The 13,949-nt window shown below is 63.3% G+C and carries 15 protein-coding genes; 10 read left to right on the top strand and 5 right to left on the bottom strand.

Features of this window, described 5'->3' with window-relative positions:
- The 3 genes from EOA19_RS10530 to EOA19_RS10520 all read left to right on the top strand — a co-directional run.
- Positions 1 to 244: MarR family transcriptional regulator (locus EOA19_RS10530; RefSeq protein ID WP_128303533.1), on the top strand; the 244-nt coding region annotated here is incomplete at its 5' end.
- A gap of 126 nt (positions 245 to 370) precedes the next feature.
- Complete coding sequence (locus EOA19_RS10525; RefSeq protein WP_128303532.1) at positions 371 to 676, top strand: hypothetical protein; 306 nt, start codon at positions 371 to 373, stop codon at positions 674 to 676.
- A gap of 16 nt (positions 677 to 692) precedes the next feature.
- Positions 693 to 1,574: an RNA polymerase sigma factor gene (locus EOA19_RS10520; RefSeq protein WP_128303531.1), complete on the top strand. Its 882-nt coding sequence runs from the start codon at positions 693 to 695 to the stop codon at positions 1,572 to 1,574.
- 34 nt (positions 1,575 to 1,608) lie between these two features.
- Here EOA19_RS10520 and EOA19_RS10515 read toward each other — a convergent pair whose 3' ends face one another.
- Positions 1,609 to 5,541 carry an AsmA family protein gene (locus EOA19_RS10515; RefSeq protein ID WP_128303530.1) on the bottom strand — a complete coding sequence of 1,311 codons (3,933 nt, stop codon included), beginning with the start codon at positions 5,539 to 5,541 and terminating at the stop codon, positions 1,609 to 1,611.
- Between the two features lie 131 nt (positions 5,542 to 5,672).
- Here EOA19_RS10515 and EOA19_RS10510 point away from each other — a divergent pair, with 131 nt between their 5' ends.
- The gene (locus EOA19_RS10510; protein WP_128303529.1) at positions 5,673 to 6,659 is read left to right on the top strand and encodes a Dyp-type peroxidase; all 987 of its coding nucleotides are present in this window, start codon (positions 5,673 to 5,675) and stop codon (positions 6,657 to 6,659) included.
- Positions 6,660 to 6,689: 30 nt separating this feature from the next.
- Here EOA19_RS10510 and EOA19_RS10505 read toward each other — a convergent pair whose 3' ends face one another.
- Positions 6,690 to 7,211, bottom strand: a complete 522-nt coding sequence (locus EOA19_RS10505; RefSeq protein ID WP_128303528.1) for a hypothetical protein — start codon at positions 7,209 to 7,211, stop codon at positions 6,690 to 6,692.
- A gap of 121 nt (positions 7,212 to 7,332) precedes the next feature.
- Positions 7,333 to 8,745 (bottom strand): FAD-linked oxidase C-terminal domain-containing protein, encoded by a 1,413-nt coding sequence (locus EOA19_RS10500; RefSeq protein WP_128303527.1) that lies wholly within the window; start codon positions 8,743 to 8,745, stop codon positions 7,333 to 7,335.
- A gap of 97 nt (positions 8,746 to 8,842) precedes the next feature.
- Here EOA19_RS10500 and EOA19_RS10495 point away from each other — a divergent pair, with 97 nt between their 5' ends.
- The 3 genes from EOA19_RS10495 (at position 8,843) to EOA19_RS10485 (ending at position 10,672) form a co-directional block, all read left to right on the top strand.
- Entirely contained in the window at positions 8,843 to 9,619 is a 777-nt protein-coding gene (locus EOA19_RS10495; protein WP_128303526.1) for a hypothetical protein, read from the top strand.
- A 140-nt stretch (positions 9,620 to 9,759) separates the two neighbouring features.
- On the top strand, positions 9,760 to 10,239 hold the full coding sequence (locus EOA19_RS10490) for a thioesterase family protein (RefSeq protein WP_023813101.1): 480 nt from the start codon (positions 9,760 to 9,762) through the stop codon (positions 10,237 to 10,239).
- Positions 10,240 to 10,474: 235 nt separating this feature from the next.
- Complete coding sequence (locus EOA19_RS10485) at positions 10,475 to 10,672, top strand: hypothetical protein (protein WP_013531006.1); 198 nt, start codon at positions 10,475 to 10,477, stop codon at positions 10,670 to 10,672.
- Positions 10,673 to 10,687: 15 nt separating this feature from the next.
- Here the strand turns inward: EOA19_RS10485 and EOA19_RS10480 are convergent, their stop codons facing one another.
- Positions 10,688 to 11,167 carry an Lrp/AsnC family transcriptional regulator gene (locus EOA19_RS10480; RefSeq protein ID WP_128303525.1) on the bottom strand — a complete coding sequence of 160 codons (480 nt, stop codon included), beginning with the start codon at positions 11,165 to 11,167 and terminating at the stop codon, positions 10,688 to 10,690.
- An 89-nt stretch (positions 11,168 to 11,256) separates the two neighbouring features.
- Here EOA19_RS10480 and EOA19_RS10475 point away from each other — a divergent pair, with 89 nt between their 5' ends.
- Positions 11,257 to 12,165 carry a DMT family transporter gene (locus tag EOA19_RS10475; RefSeq protein WP_128303524.1) on the top strand — a complete coding sequence of 303 codons (909 nt, stop codon included), beginning with the start codon at positions 11,257 to 11,259 and terminating at the stop codon, positions 12,163 to 12,165.
- 10 nt (positions 12,166 to 12,175) lie between these two features.
- On the opposite strand, the gene EOA19_RS10470 is transcribed toward EOA19_RS10475, so the two are convergent.
- Complete coding sequence (locus tag EOA19_RS10470; protein ID WP_128303523.1) at positions 12,176 to 13,063, bottom strand: dienelactone hydrolase family protein; 888 nt, start codon at positions 13,061 to 13,063, stop codon at positions 12,176 to 12,178.
- 269 nt (positions 13,064 to 13,332) lie between these two features.
- Between EOA19_RS10470 and EOA19_RS10465 the strand changes: the two genes are divergently transcribed.
- Together EOA19_RS10465 and EOA19_RS10460 are read left to right on the top strand one after the other, a co-directional pair.
- Positions 13,333 to 13,488, top strand: a complete 156-nt coding sequence (locus EOA19_RS10465) for a hypothetical protein (RefSeq protein ID WP_164892894.1) — start codon at positions 13,333 to 13,335, stop codon at positions 13,486 to 13,488.
- 9 nt (positions 13,489 to 13,497) lie between these two features.
- Positions 13,498 to 13,932, top strand: a complete 435-nt coding sequence (locus EOA19_RS10460) for a hypothetical protein (protein WP_128303522.1) — start codon at positions 13,498 to 13,500, stop codon at positions 13,930 to 13,932.
- The last annotated feature ends 17 nt before the right edge of the window (positions 13,933 to 13,949 follow it).

Below are 13,949 nucleotides of genomic sequence, written 5' to 3'. Positions count from 1 at the left end.
GACGGTTGGCGATCTCGCGGAACGCCTGCGCATCCGCCACCACAGCGCCGTCGAACTGGTCAACCGCCTTTGCGAAACAGGGCTGGTCGCCAGAAATCAGGACAAGGACGACCACCGCCGCGTGCTGCTGCAACTGACCGAGCGCGCCGACGATTGCCTGGCCGAGCTGTCGGCGGCACATCTCGACGAGCTTTCACGCATCGAACCGATGCTGCGCCGGCTGCTCGATCGGGACCATGCGTAAGGCTCCAGACCTTGCACGAAAACGGCACCGAACTATTTTCCCGGCCTCCCGAATCCTTTGGCTTCGCCACAACGTCTCGGACGTAAGCGGCCCGCAAAGCGCAGGGCACGAAGAGGAAAAAACGCGATGAAACGCCACCTGATACGCTACAAGACGAAACCGGAACGGACCGATGAGAATGAACGGCTGGTCAAGGCCGTGTTCCAGGAGCTGCGGGAAAAGTCGCCGGAAGGTGTTCGCTACATGACATGGCGGTCCGACGACGGGACCTTTGTCCATCTGGTCGAGACGGAAACCGAGGCCCATGCCGACATCATCACCGGGCTGGCGGCATTCGAGGCCTTCCAGAGCGGCATCAGGGATCGCTTGATCGAGCGTCCGCAGCGCGAGGAAATGACCGTGGTGGGCCACTACCGGATGCTGGACCAGTAACGGCAAACAGAGGTGCATGAACATTCCTGGCGAGATCCGCGAGCCTTTTGACCGCCTGTTCGGCGAAATGCGTCCCAAACTGCACCGCTACTGCGCCCGCATGGCCGGCTCGGTCATCGACGGCGAGGACGTGCTGCAGGAAGCCCTGGCCAAGGCGTTCGAGGCGCTGCCGGATGCCGGCCCGATCGCCAACCCGGAGGGCTGGCTGTTTCGCATTGCCCACAATGCTGCGCTCGACTTTCTGCGCCGGCGAGCCCGCGAAAAGGCCTTTTCCGATGAGGACCCGGATATGATCGTCGACCCGGCCAATCCCACCGCCGATCGTCAGGCCGCCGCGGCCAGCCTGCACACTTTCATGCGCCTTCCCGTCACGCAGCGAAGCAGCGTCATCATGATGGACGTTCTGGGCTATTCGCTGCAGGAAATCAGCGCCACGCTCGATACCAGCATCCCCGCCATCAAGGCGGCGCTGCATCGTGGCCGCCACCGACTGCGCAATCTTGCGGACGAACCGGACGACCGTCCTGTTCCGAGACTGAGCGCCGCGCAACGTCTGCTGCTCGACGCTTACATCGACCGCTTCAACGCCCGCGACTTCGATGCGGTGCGCGACATGCTGGCCGATGAGGTGCGGCTGGAACTGGTGGCCAGGGCGCGGCTGAATGGCCGCAAGGAGGTCGCCACCTACTTCAGCAACTATTCCCGCGTGCAGGATTGGCATCTTATGCTCGGCTTCGTCGAAGACAGGCCAGCAGTCCTCGTCCGCGATCCCAATGACCCAACAGGGCGCCCCACCTATTTCATCCTGCTGGCCTGGCAGGACGGCAGGCTTGCCGCCATCCGCGATTTTCGCCACGCCCGCTACACCACCGACGGTGCCGAACTGTTCGTTCTTTGAAACGGTCTCGGGGCGGAAAGGCCTCCCCTACTGCCTACTGCAGCGACTTCAGCAGATTGTCGATCGTGAACGGATTGGACTTCGGCTTGGCCGGCGGCGGATTGTCATTGGCTTCCGGTGGCGGGGCACGCTCCACCTTGGGAGCCTGCTGCGCGGCCTTGCGCTCGGCCTCGAGCCTTGCCTTTTCCTGCGCCGCGATGCGCACCGCCTCTTCCGCCTTCTGCCGCTCCTGCTCGGCCTGCGCTTTGGCCGCCTCGTCGGCGGCCTGCTTTTCGGCAGCCGCCTTCGCATCGGCATCGGCCTTGGCCTTTGCGTCCGCCTCAGCCTTGGCCTGGGCATCCGCTTCCGCCTTTGCCTTGGCGTCCGCCTCGGCTTTCAGCCGCGCCGCTTCCTGCTGCTTGCGCAGTTCTTCGGCCGCCTTGTCGCGAGCATCCTGCAGCGCCGCGTAGTAGCGGACCTCGCGCCGAAGCCGCTGCTTTTCGAGCAGCGCGGCCTGCATCGCCTCGACGCGCTGCTGTTCCTTTTCCAGCGCGCGTTGGGTCAGGAACTGCGCCAGCGGCTCACTGTCGAATGCTCGTTTCACCGCGCCGAACGGCCCCTCGGCGGTGAAATTCACGACCGGCTCGGAGCCGACCAGCGCCTCGTCGCCCGGCCGATAGGTGATCGCACCCTTGGCCGACACCGTGACCGCGTTGAGATCCGCCGTGACGTCGGCGGACAAGGTCGCCGCCGGATTTTCCAGGCTGACCGGCGGCGCCCGCAGCGTGCCGCCGGCAACCGTGAAGGCTATGTCGGTGTCCTTGGCGGCTAGACTGCCATCAGCGGCGATGTCAGGCGCGAAGCCGGCAGTCTTGGCCGCATCGATGTCACGCCCGATCGCATCCGCCTTGACGAGGAACGCACTGAACGCATCTGGATTGACGCCAGCAACTTTCACGCCCTTCAACGCCGCAGTGCCGGAGCCTGATAAGGCGGCCACCATCCCTTCGACCGATTTGCCGCTGCTTGACAGCGCTGTCGAGAAGTCGCCGATGCCGTTGATGCCGGCATCCGGCAGCACGGTCGCCAGATCGGCGCCCGCCAGTTTCATCTGGCCAGAGAACAGGCCGGTGCCGTCATTGTTCTTCAGTTCGAACAGGCCGGTGAGCGCCCCGCCCAGCAATTTCGCCTTCAAATCCGAAACGCGGATGCCTTCCTGGTCCAGCTTGAGCGAAAAGGCGGCATCATACGCGGTGGCGAACCGACCGGCGGCGAGCGCTGCCGTCGTCAGGTCTAGGTCGGCGGTGAACGGCAGGTTGGACTTCTGGCTGAACGGTGTCGCCGGCCACACGCCACCCTTGCCTGCCCCTTCCTTGTCGGCCCCGTATTTGTCGGCAAGAAAGGCGGAATCGCCGAACAGCGCCACCGCCATCGGATCGAGGTCGAGTTCGTCGAGCGCCAGCGCCCCGGCCAGATGCGGCACGCCGGCCTTTCCGTCGACCCCCTCCTTTACATCGATATTGACGTCGCCGGACACCGCCGCTTCGTTGATAGCGCCGTTGAGTTCGTCCAGCACCAGCAGACCGTTGCCATAATCGCCCTGCGCCGAGAGCGACGTCGACATGCCCGCCCCCATGCCCGGCAGGCCGATACCTGTCGTCATCAGCCATGGCTCGATGTCGGCGGCGTCGAGGCTGAGCTTGCCCTTGGCGGCGAAGCCTTGCGGCGTATCGGCGATCGTTCCCTCGAAACCAGCCTTGAAGTCGTTGCCGGCAAGGCTGAAATTCGTCGTCAGGCCGCCACCAAGCGTTCCCTTGGCCTGAATATCGGTGCTTGCCTCGCCCAGCATGCCGAGCGGCAGCGCCGGCAGGCCGTAGAGGGCCAGCAGCGTGGTGGCGTCAGGGTTTTTGGCATTGAAGGTAAGCGCCACCGGCGCTTCAAGAAGCTTGTCCACCGCCCCCTTCCCCGACAGCGATGCGGAAAAGGCCGAGCCGCCCGCCTTGCCTTGCCCGCTCACCGCCAGCCCCGTGGTGCCGTCGCCATTGTCGGCCGCACTCGCCACCAGGTCGATGCGCGCATCCTGGAACAGCTCGGGATAGGCAGCGGCACGGCTCGCCAGCCCTTTCAGCACGGCACTGTCGGGATAGTGCTGGGCGGCGACGTCGACCAGCGGCTTCAGGTCGACGGCAACCACCGATGCATCGAGCTTGCCGGTCGGGCTCGCCGGGAAATCCTTGACCCGGCCGGTGGCGCTGATCGAGGCGCCGGCCAGTCCGCCCACCGACAGCCGGTCGATTTCGAGCAGCCCATCGCGCAGCCTGAGCGCCGTGTCGATCGTATCGGCGGTCAACCCTCCGGCATTGACCGGCCCGGCCTTGATCTGGAAATCGAGGTCGCGGTCGGCAAAGCGATTGGCCCCCTTGTCGCTGACGAAGATCGAGGCGAAGGCCGCCAGCCCGTCGATATCGAGGTCGCCCCCTTCGAGACGCATCAGCACTGAGGGCTTGGCATCGTCGGGCTGGGTGGAATCGATGCGGCCGGAAAACCTAGCCTTGCCCAGGATCAATTCGAGATCGCTGAAGGCCTGGCGCTTCTGCGAGAGGTCGACCTTGGCCTTGAAGCCGGCGGCAGGCAGACGGCGGATCGCCTCGTCGACATCCTTCGACAGCCAGGCGGCAAAGCCGGAGGGTTGCGCCACGGCCAGCAGCAGCGAGCCGTTGAAGCCGAAATGACCCTCCAAATTGAGCACGAGCATGCCATCGGCTTCCAGCGTGGTGCGGCCGGGCAAGGTCGCGGCAAGCGATTTCACCGACCAGCCGCCATCGACCGGCTCGGCGGAAAGATGCACGTCGCGCACCGTGGTGTCGCCGGCCACCACCGCCGGCAGCTTGACCTCGACGGTGCCGGGGATAGTCGGCTTCGGCATGTCGAGCAGCGCCTGCTCAAACGCCGCGATGCGCTGGTCCAGCGTCAGGCCGGCGCCGGCCTCGGCGCCCACCGCCTCGTCGAACTGCACCTGCGCGCCATTGGCCTCGATGGCGAAACTCGGTTTCAGCCCGAGATCGACAGAAGCCTCGCCATCGGCGGTGTAGGGGTTGTCGAGCGGCCCGGTCTCGAAGCGGAATTCGTCGACGCCCAACTTCTGGTGGTCGAGCGAAAACTTGCCGTTCAGCCGAAAGCCCGGATCGGGCTTGCCGGCGGAAACCTTCACCGTCTCACCGTCGGTGCTGCGCAGCTCGGCGCTGTTCTTGTCCGCACCGGAGATTTTGAATTGGCCGGAATAGACGGCAGCGCCATTGACAATGCCAGCATTGCCGTCGGCTTCGATGACCAGCGGATAGGCGTCCGGATCGGCCTTCAGCCGCAGCCGCATCTGCCCGTTGCCTTCAGCCTTGCCGGTGGACGCGGTGACCGCGGTGCGCAACCCGTCCAGCCGCAGCGTGCCGTCCATGCGCCATGGCCCGGCCAGCGACTTGGCCGAGATGGTCGAATTGATCTCGGAAAACAAATGGCTGCGCCCGCCGGCGGCATGGCGCAGTTCGATCTGCCCTTCCGTCACCGTCAGCTTCTCGATCGAGATCTGATCGAGGTCGAAGGGCGAGGACGGCCGCATCGCCCAGTCGACCGTGCCATTGTTGGCGATGTCGATGGTCGCTTTCGGCCGCACCAGCCGCATGTCGAAGATCAGCACTTCGCCGCGCAGGAAGGGCGCCAGTTCCGCATCCATCGAAAACGTCTCGACGGTCATGGCCGGCTGGCCATTGGGGCCGCCGGCGACAGCGACGTTCGAGAAGGTCACCGAGGGGAACGGCAACAACCTTGCCGTGGCGTCGCCCTGCACGGTCACCTTGCGGCCGAGAATGGCGCTCGCCTCGCGCTCGAATTGGGCGCGGTAGCCGGTCCAGTCGACAAAATACGGCACCACCAGCGCCGCACATAGCACCAGCACGAACAGGCCACCAAAGATCACGAACAGGCGTGCGAGCATCAGCTCCGAATGGGTTGATTGAAATTCTGCCGCACTCTACCCGCATCCGCGTGTCGATAAAGAGGCAATTCATCCAGTGTTGCGCGATCCCGGATGATCTGAAACAAATCCTCGCAAAGCGGAGAATTCGGATGTCTGGGAAGAACTGGGATCGCGTGCCGATCGACGCGCAAAGCGTCGACGCTCCGCTGTCGCTTTCGGCGGTCTTTCTTGTCGTCACCGTCGCCGGCGAGCAGACCGCGCTCGCCAAGGTGGCCTCCGTGCTTGGTGGGCTCGACGATCTCGTCAAAACCGTCGGGTTCCGCGATCTTTCCGGGCGGCTTTCGTGCATTGCCGGCATCGGCCGCGATCTCTGGGATCGTCTTTCTCCAGATCGGCGGCCGCTGGAACTGAAACCGTTTGCGCCGATCAAGGGATCCGTTCATTCGGCGCCCTCGACCGCTGGCGATCTTCTCTTCCACATCCGCTCCGAACGCCCCGACATGTGCTTCGAGTTCGAGCGCATTCTGCTCGACAATCTCGGCGACGGCGTGAGCGTCGTCGACGAGGTTTCCGGCTTTCGCTATTTCGATGCGCGCGACCTGCTCGGCTTCATCGACGGCACCGCCAACCCGACCGGCCTCGATTTGCCCGCCTCTGCGCTCGTCGGCGATGAAGACGCCGACTTCGCTGGCGGCAGCTATGTCGTCGTCCAGAAATATCTGCACGACATGCAGGCCTGGGCGCGCATTCCGACGCCCGAGCAGGAAGCGATCATCGGCCGCACCAAGATCGACAACATCGAAATCGACGATGACGACGCGCCGCGCAAATCACACAAGTCGCTGGCCACCATCGAGGATGCCGATGGCAACGAGTACGACATATTGCGCGACAACATGCCGTTCGGCAGGCCCGGACAAAACGAGTTCGGGACCTACTTCATCGGCTATTCCAGATATCTTTGGGTCATCGAAAAAATGCTGCAGCGCATGTATATCGGCGACCCGCCGGGCGCCTACGACCGCCTGCTCGATTTCTCGACGCCGCAGACCGGCACAACGTTCTTCGCGCCAACCCGCCCCATGCTGCAGGCGCTTGTCGAGGGCGCGCAGGAGAAGCTTCCCGCCGCCCGGTAAAGAACGGCTGACGGCCTCTATCGGCGAAGATCAGCGTGCGTCGCGCTTCGCTTGTGCCACCTTGCCCGCCTTGCGCTGCCGGCCGAATTCCGCTGGCCGGACCAGCTTCGGCGCCCGCTTGCTAGCCACGGCGCGCATGCCCTTGTGAGCCGTCCGCGAATTGAGCGCGGGACCGTCCGCCGGCGCATTTTGCTTCATGGCCAGCACCTTGCGCGCATTCCCAACCAGCGAAACGCTGGCCGCCAGTTGCCGGCGCCGCTCGGCCTCGCCATTCAGCCGCCGCATCGCCATGGCTAGCACCGCCAGCTTTACCTGCGAACCGCCATCGGACTTTGAGGGCGAAGCACCTTTCGGCGCTCCCTTGCCCCGCATTTCGCGGCGGCGCCGATGCGCCTCGGTCTGCGCCTTGTCGCGCCGGTCCCGCAACAGCTTGACCAGACCGGCAACATCGGCGTCGGAAAGCTCCTGCACCGAAGGATGGTGCGATTTCTCCACCAGTTCCTGTTCGTCGGCGCTCAGCGCACGCGCCTCTTCCTTGCGTGAAATCGCCATGACACTTTTCCTCCGCTGGCACGCCTGTCTGTTTCAGGCCTCGCTGCTCGCCGAAGTCTCGGCCCGAAAATGGTGGCATGGTCAAGACGAGCCGCCTGCGGCCTTGCGCTGGAGGACTCGCCTAGTCCCCCGGCAAAATCTTGCCCGGGTTCATGATATCAAGCGGATCCAGGGCCTGCTTGATCGTGCGCATGATGTCGACGCCGTGGCCGAGTTCATGGCGCAGGAAGCCGATCTTTCCCTGGCCTATGCCGTGCTCGCCGGTGCAGGTGCCGTCCATGGCGATCGCCCGCATGTTGAGCCGCGAGACGAACTTTTCCGACAATGCGATCTCCTTGGGATCGTTGACATCCATCAGCACCAGCACGTGAAAATTGCCGTCGCCGGCGTGGCCGACGATCGGCGCGATCAGACCCATCTCCGCTATGTCGGCTTCGGTTTCCATGACGCATTCGGCAAAGCGCGAGATCGGCACGCAGACATCGGTCGACAGCCCCTTGGCGCCCGGCCGCAACGTCAGCGACGACCAGTAGGCGTCGTGCCTGGCCTTCCACAGTTTTGTGCGCTCCTCGGCGACGCTGGTCCACAGGAACGGCCCGCCGCCATTCTCTTCCGCGATCATGCCAAAGGTCTCGGCCTGTTCGGCAACGCCGGCATCGCTGCCGTGAAACTCGACGAACAGGCACGGGCTTTCGGGATAGTCGAGCTTCGAATAGTTCTTCATCGCCCGCATCTGCAACGCGTTGACCAGTTCGATGCGCGCCACGGGGATGCCCATCTGGATCGTCGCGATGACAGCATTGCAGGCCGCCTCGACGCTCGGAAACGGGCAGACGCCGCCGGAGATCGCCTGCGGGATGCCTTGCAGCTTCAAGGTCAGCGAGGTGATGATGCCGAGCGTGCCTTCCGAGCCGACCAGCAGCCGCGTCAGATCATAGCCGGCCGAACTCTTTTTCGCCCGCTTGCCGGTGGTCACCGTTTCGCCGTCGGCCATGACGGCGGTCAGTGACAGCACGTTCTCGCGCATCGTGCCGTAGCGCACGGCATTGGTGCCGGACGCCCGCGTCGCCGCCATGCCGCCGAGCGAGGCGTTGGCGCCCGGATCAATTGGGAAGAACAGGCCGGTGTCGCGCAGGTGCCGGTTCAGATCCTCGCGCGTCACACCAGGTTCGACCGTGCAGTCGAGATCCTGCGGATTGACCGCCAGGATGCGGTTCATGCGCGAGGTGTCGACCGATATGCCGCCGCCCGGTGCGTTGGTGTGACCCTCCAGCGAGGAGCCGACGCCAAAGGCGATCACCGGCACATGATGCGCGGCACAGGCGCGCACGATGTCCTGCACCTCCGCGGTCGTCTCCGGAAACGCGACGCCGTCAGGCGCCTGCGTCGGGATGTAGGTGGTGGTGTGGGCGTGCTGGGAGCGGATGGCCTGGCCGGTCTGGAATCGCTCGCCAAGCTGCTGCTTGAGGATGCCGAGCACCGCTGCGATGCCTTCCTCGTTGCGTTCGACCGGGTTGAGGTCGCTCAGAGCCATATTTTTCTATCCCAACTTTTCTGCAGGAGGTCTAAGCCACTTGCCGCATAGATGTCCATTCGGCTAGTCAAATGGTTGCCGTGACCTCGGGTCGGAAATGAAAAATTCGGTACTGGCAGGATACATACTTTTTTTCCTGGCGCTCTTGCCTGGATGGGCGGTGCATACAGCGGCCACCCAAAGTCGCGTCGGCTGGTTTGGTGCGGTCATCTTCTTTGGCTTCATAGGGCTATTCGCTGTGTTAAGCACTCGAGCATACCCGGGCACTGATCGAAAGCCCGGTCCTTTCGCTCGGCGTTATGGCGGATATCTTTGTGTCTTTATCTTTGCCACTTTCTTGTCCGGCGAGTCGCTTGCCATCGCGCTTACCTACGGCGAGCCCGATCAAGGCTTCATAGGCGAGATAGGTTCGATATTATCTGCCCTGGGATCATATCTTTTCCCCGTTGTTGCCAAATACGCGAATTCCATTCAACCGCCTCTTTCCGATAAATCGATCTTCAGAGCTCAATCCATAATAACTTGCTTTCTTTTTGCAGGTTTCATATCTTCTATTTCGATTTTTATATACTATGTCGCTATGCCAAAAAATGAGATAACCGAAAGACTCAATGCTGGCGGGCGCAAAAGACCAAATACTTTGACCGCTTTCGCTGGTGTTATTTTCGGCATTCTTACGAGTCTGAGCGCCTATTTTGGTATCGACGAATTTCAAACAAAAACTGAACACTGCTGGCTAAATGCTGCTTGCTATACCGCAGGTGATGATTTGACACTCTTCTGGGCTGCGGTTGGAAAAATAGTGATGATGTTTTTCTTCCCGCTGGGCGGTCTTGCGATGTTGGTTGCTCGTCGCACTCTGCCAGAAAATTAACAAGCCGGTCCGAGCGTTCGACCGGGTTGAGGTCGCTCAGAGCCATGAATTCCTCGGCGAATGGACCAGTGTCCACGCTTGTTATGCGATTATGGATGCGTAGTCTTACCCGCCACGCTCGGTCCAACAAGGAAGTTTCGATGCCCATCCCCACTCCCTTCGTCTCAAAACCCATGGACATCGAGAAGGACTGGATCGACTACAACGGCCATCTCAACATGGCCTATTACAACGTGCTGTTCGACCGCTGCTCGGACGATGCCTTCGAGGCAATGGGCATGGGACCGAACTATGCCAGGGATCGTCGCCTCACCATCTACACGGCCGAAGTCCATGTCTGCTACGTGCAGGAGCTGCACCTCGAGCATAAGGTCACGGTCTCATTCCAGCTCATCGACCACGACGACAAGCGGCTGCGGGCCTATCAGGAAATCCGCCATGTCGACGGCTGGCTGGCCGCGACGTCCGAATCGCTGTCGCTGCATGTCGACATGTCCGGGCCGAAGGTGGCGCCCTTCCCCGCCGATGTGCTGGCCAGGGTCGAAGCCATGCGCGCCGCCCATTCGGCACTGCCGATGCCGGAACGGGCCGGCCGCTCGATCGGCATCAAACGCAAATAGGGCGAAGCCGATACTTCTCGTTTCCGGCTTCAAAGCCACACCGGCAATCTAAAATCGCGGAACCCTCCCATCGGCCGGCGGCGACGCTTGAAGCGGCGCCGTGGCCACGTTAACCTTACCAAGGTTTTAACGGGAACAAGCCATTTGAGCCGTTGCGCGACTCAGCGGGTCGGTCGAAAACGATCCGCATCGAGGTAGCGACACGGGCGGCGCGGCGCCGGTTCGAGGAAAGTGCATGAAAACCGACATCAAGGTCGAGGTGGACAGGCTGGCCGCCGATCCGCGCATCACCGACTATGATTTCTGGCGCTCGCTCAAGAACGTCAACAACGAGATCTTCCACATCGCCAACAACAACGAGCCGATCCCGTTCGACATGATCCGCTGGCGCGCCATCCTGAAGCAGGCGCGCATGAAGCGCGGCCACGCATAGGTCTCTCCCTGTACGTCAAGCCTGGCGCCGCAACGCCGCCAGAGCCGAGCGCGCCACCACCGGCGACGACTGGATAATCGCCGTGTTGGTCATCGCGTAGGGGATGATGCGGTCGATCACCCGCTCAAGTTCAACCACCGAGCCGACATGCGCCAGCGCGACGAAACAATCCTCTCCGGTCACCCGGTCGCATTGCACGATCTCCGGCAGTTCGCGGATGATCTCGGCCACGACGGCCAGTTGCCCCGGCACCGGCCGGATGCGCAGCCATGCCGACAGCGGCAGGCCGAGTGCCGCCGGGTTGATCCTGACCGAATAGGCCTCGATGACGCCACTTTCCTGCAGCCGCTTGATGCGCTCTGCCACGCTCGGCGCCGACAGGCCAACCGAGCGTGCCAGCTCCGCCGTGCTGGTGCGCGCGTCCTTCTCCAGCAGACGCAGGATCTTCATGTCCGCGACATCGAGGTCGGCACTTTCAGTTCGAAGGCGCTTCATAGGAAATTCCTTGCTTCCGAGGGAGATCTCGCCAGACCAGCCCATCATCACTCATATAAACCGGCAAATATGCCTGCGATACTGATCCGATGGATGATCAAACGCAAGCTCTTACAGCAGACCCTGCCCCTGCCAACTCCACCGTCGGCAGGCTGACGGAAAAATTGCCGCCGCATGTCTGGTTCGGCGTCAGCGCCGTCTTCCACTATCTCGGGCCGGCATTCGCCGTCCTGCTTTTCCCGCATGTCGGCGTGCTCGGCATGGCGTGGCTGCGCATCGCCACGGCAGCACTCATCTTCGCACCCCTGACCCGCCCATGGCGAACCTTCGCCCGCGCCGATCGCTCGACAAGGCTGCTTTTGCTGGCCTTCGGGGCCTGTCTGGCGGTGATGAACTGTTCGTTCTACCTGGCGCTCGACCGCCTGCCGATCTCGCTGGTGGCGGCGATCGAATTCGTCGGCACCATCGGCGTCGCGGCGATCGGCCTCAGGAGCCCGCGCAATCTCGCCGCCCTTGCCGTTGCCGTGACCGGCACCTTGCTGCTCATCGACGTCAAGTGGTCCGATGATCGCATCGGGTTGTTCTGGGCCTTCCTCAACGGCGCGCTGTTTGTCGGCTACATCGTGCTCGGCCACCGCGTCGCCGCTTCGGGCGCAGGCAGCGGCATTGCCGGCCTGGGTGCCGCCATGGCGATCGCTTTCGTGGTCGTGCTGCCGATCGGCTTCACCGATGCGCTGCCGGCCTTTTTCTCGCCGCCGCTGCTGCTCGCCGCCACCGGCGTCGGCATCTGCTCGTCGGTTATCCCCTACATCTGCGACCAGCTCGCCATGTCGCGGCTGCCACGCGCGAGCTTCGCGCTGATGCTGTCGCTGCTGCCCGTCACCGCGACGCTGATCGGCGTCGTCGTGCTGCGCCAGATTCCAAGCTTTACCGATTGCCTCGGCATTGCGCTTGTGGCCGCCGGCGTCGCCTTCCACAAGCCGGCGAACACGGATTAGACGGACGCCCCTATGCCAGTTTCTGCTTGAGGAAGGCGATCGTTCTGCCCCAGGCCAGGTCGGCCGCCTTCTTGTCGTAGCGCGCTGCCGACGTGTCGTTGTTGAAGGCATGGTTGGCGCCTTCATAGACATAGACCGTGTATTCGACATGCGCCGCGTCGAGTTCCTTCTTGAAGGCGTCGATGCCGGCATTGATGCGCTCGTCCAGTCCGCCATAGTGCAGCAGCAAGGCCGCCTTGATCTTGGACATATCGGCGGCCTTCGGCTGCATGCCGTAATAGGCAACGCCGGCACTGAGATCGGGCGCGTTGACGGCCAGCATATTGACCGTGCCGCCACCCCAGCAGAAGCCGATGGCGCCGACCTTGCCGTTGCCGTCCTTGTCGCTCTTGAGGAAAGCGACGGTCGCAACACCGTCGGCGATGGTCTGCGCCGGATCGAGCTTGGCGAACATGTCGCGCGCCTTGTCTTCATCGGTTGGCGTTCCGCCGAGCGGCGACAGAAAATCCGGCGCCAGCGCCACGAACCCCTCCAGCGCCACGCGTCGCGTCACATCGCGGATATGCGGGTTGAGCCCCCTGTTCTCATGCACGACGATCACCGCGCCGAGCTTGCCCGCCTTGTCCACCGGCTTGACCAGATAGCCCTTCATTTCGCCGCTCCCGCCGGGATAGCTGATGTCCTCGCCCTTCACCCGCGGATCGTTGTCGGCGACAACAGCCGCTTGCGCCGAATTTGCCGCCAGAAGCGGCGCGATCGCGGCCGCCGCCGCACCCGATCCGGCAAGCCGGGTCAACTGCTCCATGAACCGGCGGCGATCGAGCGTCAGATGCGTATATTCGTCATAGGCATCGATCATCGCCTGGGTGATGGCGGGTTTGGCGTCGGGTTTCGTCATGGAAGAGTTCCTCTGCTTCGGGCTTCAATTCCCCAGCTACATAGGGACCAAGCCGGCATGATCCAGTCGACCACTCATCGCGGCCGTCGATCGCTTCAGGGTATGCAGCCAGCCGCGGCCGGGCAGTAAAGCCGGTGCCATGCGCGGCCGTGTCATCACTTTTTGGTCATTGGCGACAAATCCTGCTGGCGCTGCCACAATCGTGAGGGAAGGTGGCTATCGACCAGTATCTTGGCCGTGTGCCCACACGTCAGACCCAGAAGGAAGCGATGACCATGACCATGCCTTCCCCGATCCTCGCCAGCGCGCTCGTCCTTGCGGCGGCCGCCGCTTTGGCCCGGTGCTCGATGGTTCTGAACGCAGGCAGACGATCGTTGATCACGGTCCGCGCTGAGGGGAACCGCAACACGAAAACCCAGGGTTGAGGTGACGCCATGAACGTCCAGGACATCGTCAATACCGTTTCGCAGAAGGCGGGCCTCGACCAGGCGACGACGGAGAAAGTCGTCGGCACTATTTTCTCGGTGCTCGAACACGAGGCGGAAGGCACAAGCGCCTCGGCGTTCTTCGCCAGGATCGCCGGCGCCGACGACCTCGCCCATCAATATGACGTCATGGCCGCCGCTTCGGCCGGCGGTGGCGGTTTTCTGTCGTCGTTGCAGGGCGCGCTTGGCGGCGTTCTCGGCGAGAAGGCCGGCGCGCTGATCAACGGCGTCGCCGCGCTCAAGGCATCCGGGCTCGACATGGCGCAGATCCAGAAGGCCGGCGCGACGCTGATCCAGCAGGCCGAAGCCGCCGCCGGTCCCGACCTGACCAACAAGGTGCTCGGCTCGGTGCCCAGCCTGAAGGGTGATCTGGGGATTGGCTGATCGACAACGGGTTGATC

This window comes from Mesorhizobium sp. M7A.F.Ca.US.010.02.1.1 (assembly GCF_004023085.1).
Classification (GTDB): Bacteria; Pseudomonadota; Alphaproteobacteria; order Rhizobiales; family Rhizobiaceae; genus Mesorhizobium.
Note: the sequence above shows the minus strand (reverse complement) of the source record. Positions and strands in the feature narration are given on the sequence as shown.

Coding starts and splice junctions, on each gene's coding strand:
- EOA19_RS10465 (WP_164892894.1), top strand. CDS start 13,333: ATGACCATGACCATGCCTTCCCCGATCCTCGCCAGCGCGCTCGTCCTT.
- EOA19_RS10520 (WP_128303531.1), top strand. CDS start 693: ATGAACATTCCTGGCGAGATCCGCGAGCCTTTTGACCGCCTGTTCGGC.
- EOA19_RS10485 (WP_013531006.1), top strand. CDS start 10,475: ATGAAAACCGACATCAAGGTCGAGGTGGACAGGCTGGCCGCCGATCCG.
- EOA19_RS10470 (WP_128303523.1), bottom strand. CDS start 13,063: ATGACGAAACCCGACGCCAAACCCGCCATCACCCAGGCGATGATCGAT.
- EOA19_RS10500 (WP_128303527.1), bottom strand. CDS start 8,745: ATGGCTCTGAGCGACCTCAACCCGGTCGAACGCAACGAGGAAGGCATC.
- EOA19_RS10510 (WP_128303529.1), top strand. CDS start 5,673: ATGTCTGGGAAGAACTGGGATCGCGTGCCGATCGACGCGCAAAGCGTC.
- EOA19_RS10475 (WP_128303524.1), top strand. CDS start 11,257: ATGGATGATCAAACGCAAGCTCTTACAGCAGACCCTGCCCCTGCCAAC.
- EOA19_RS10480 (WP_128303525.1), bottom strand. CDS start 11,167: ATGAAGCGCCTTCGAACTGAAAGTGCCGACCTCGATGTCGCGGACATG.
- EOA19_RS10460 (WP_128303522.1), top strand. CDS start 13,498: ATGAACGTCCAGGACATCGTCAATACCGTTTCGCAGAAGGCGGGCCTC.
- EOA19_RS10495 (WP_128303526.1), top strand. CDS start 8,843: ATGAAAAATTCGGTACTGGCAGGATACATACTTTTTTTCCTGGCGCTC.
- EOA19_RS10490 (WP_023813101.1), top strand. CDS start 9,760: ATGCCCATCCCCACTCCCTTCGTCTCAAAACCCATGGACATCGAGAAG.
- EOA19_RS10525 (WP_128303532.1), top strand. CDS start 371: ATGAAACGCCACCTGATACGCTACAAGACGAAACCGGAACGGACCGAT.
- EOA19_RS10505 (WP_128303528.1), bottom strand. CDS start 7,211: ATGGCGATTTCACGCAAGGAAGAGGCGCGTGCGCTGAGCGCCGACGAA.
- EOA19_RS10515 (WP_128303530.1), bottom strand. CDS start 5,541: ATGCTCGCACGCCTGTTCGTGATCTTTGGTGGCCTGTTCGTGCTGGTG.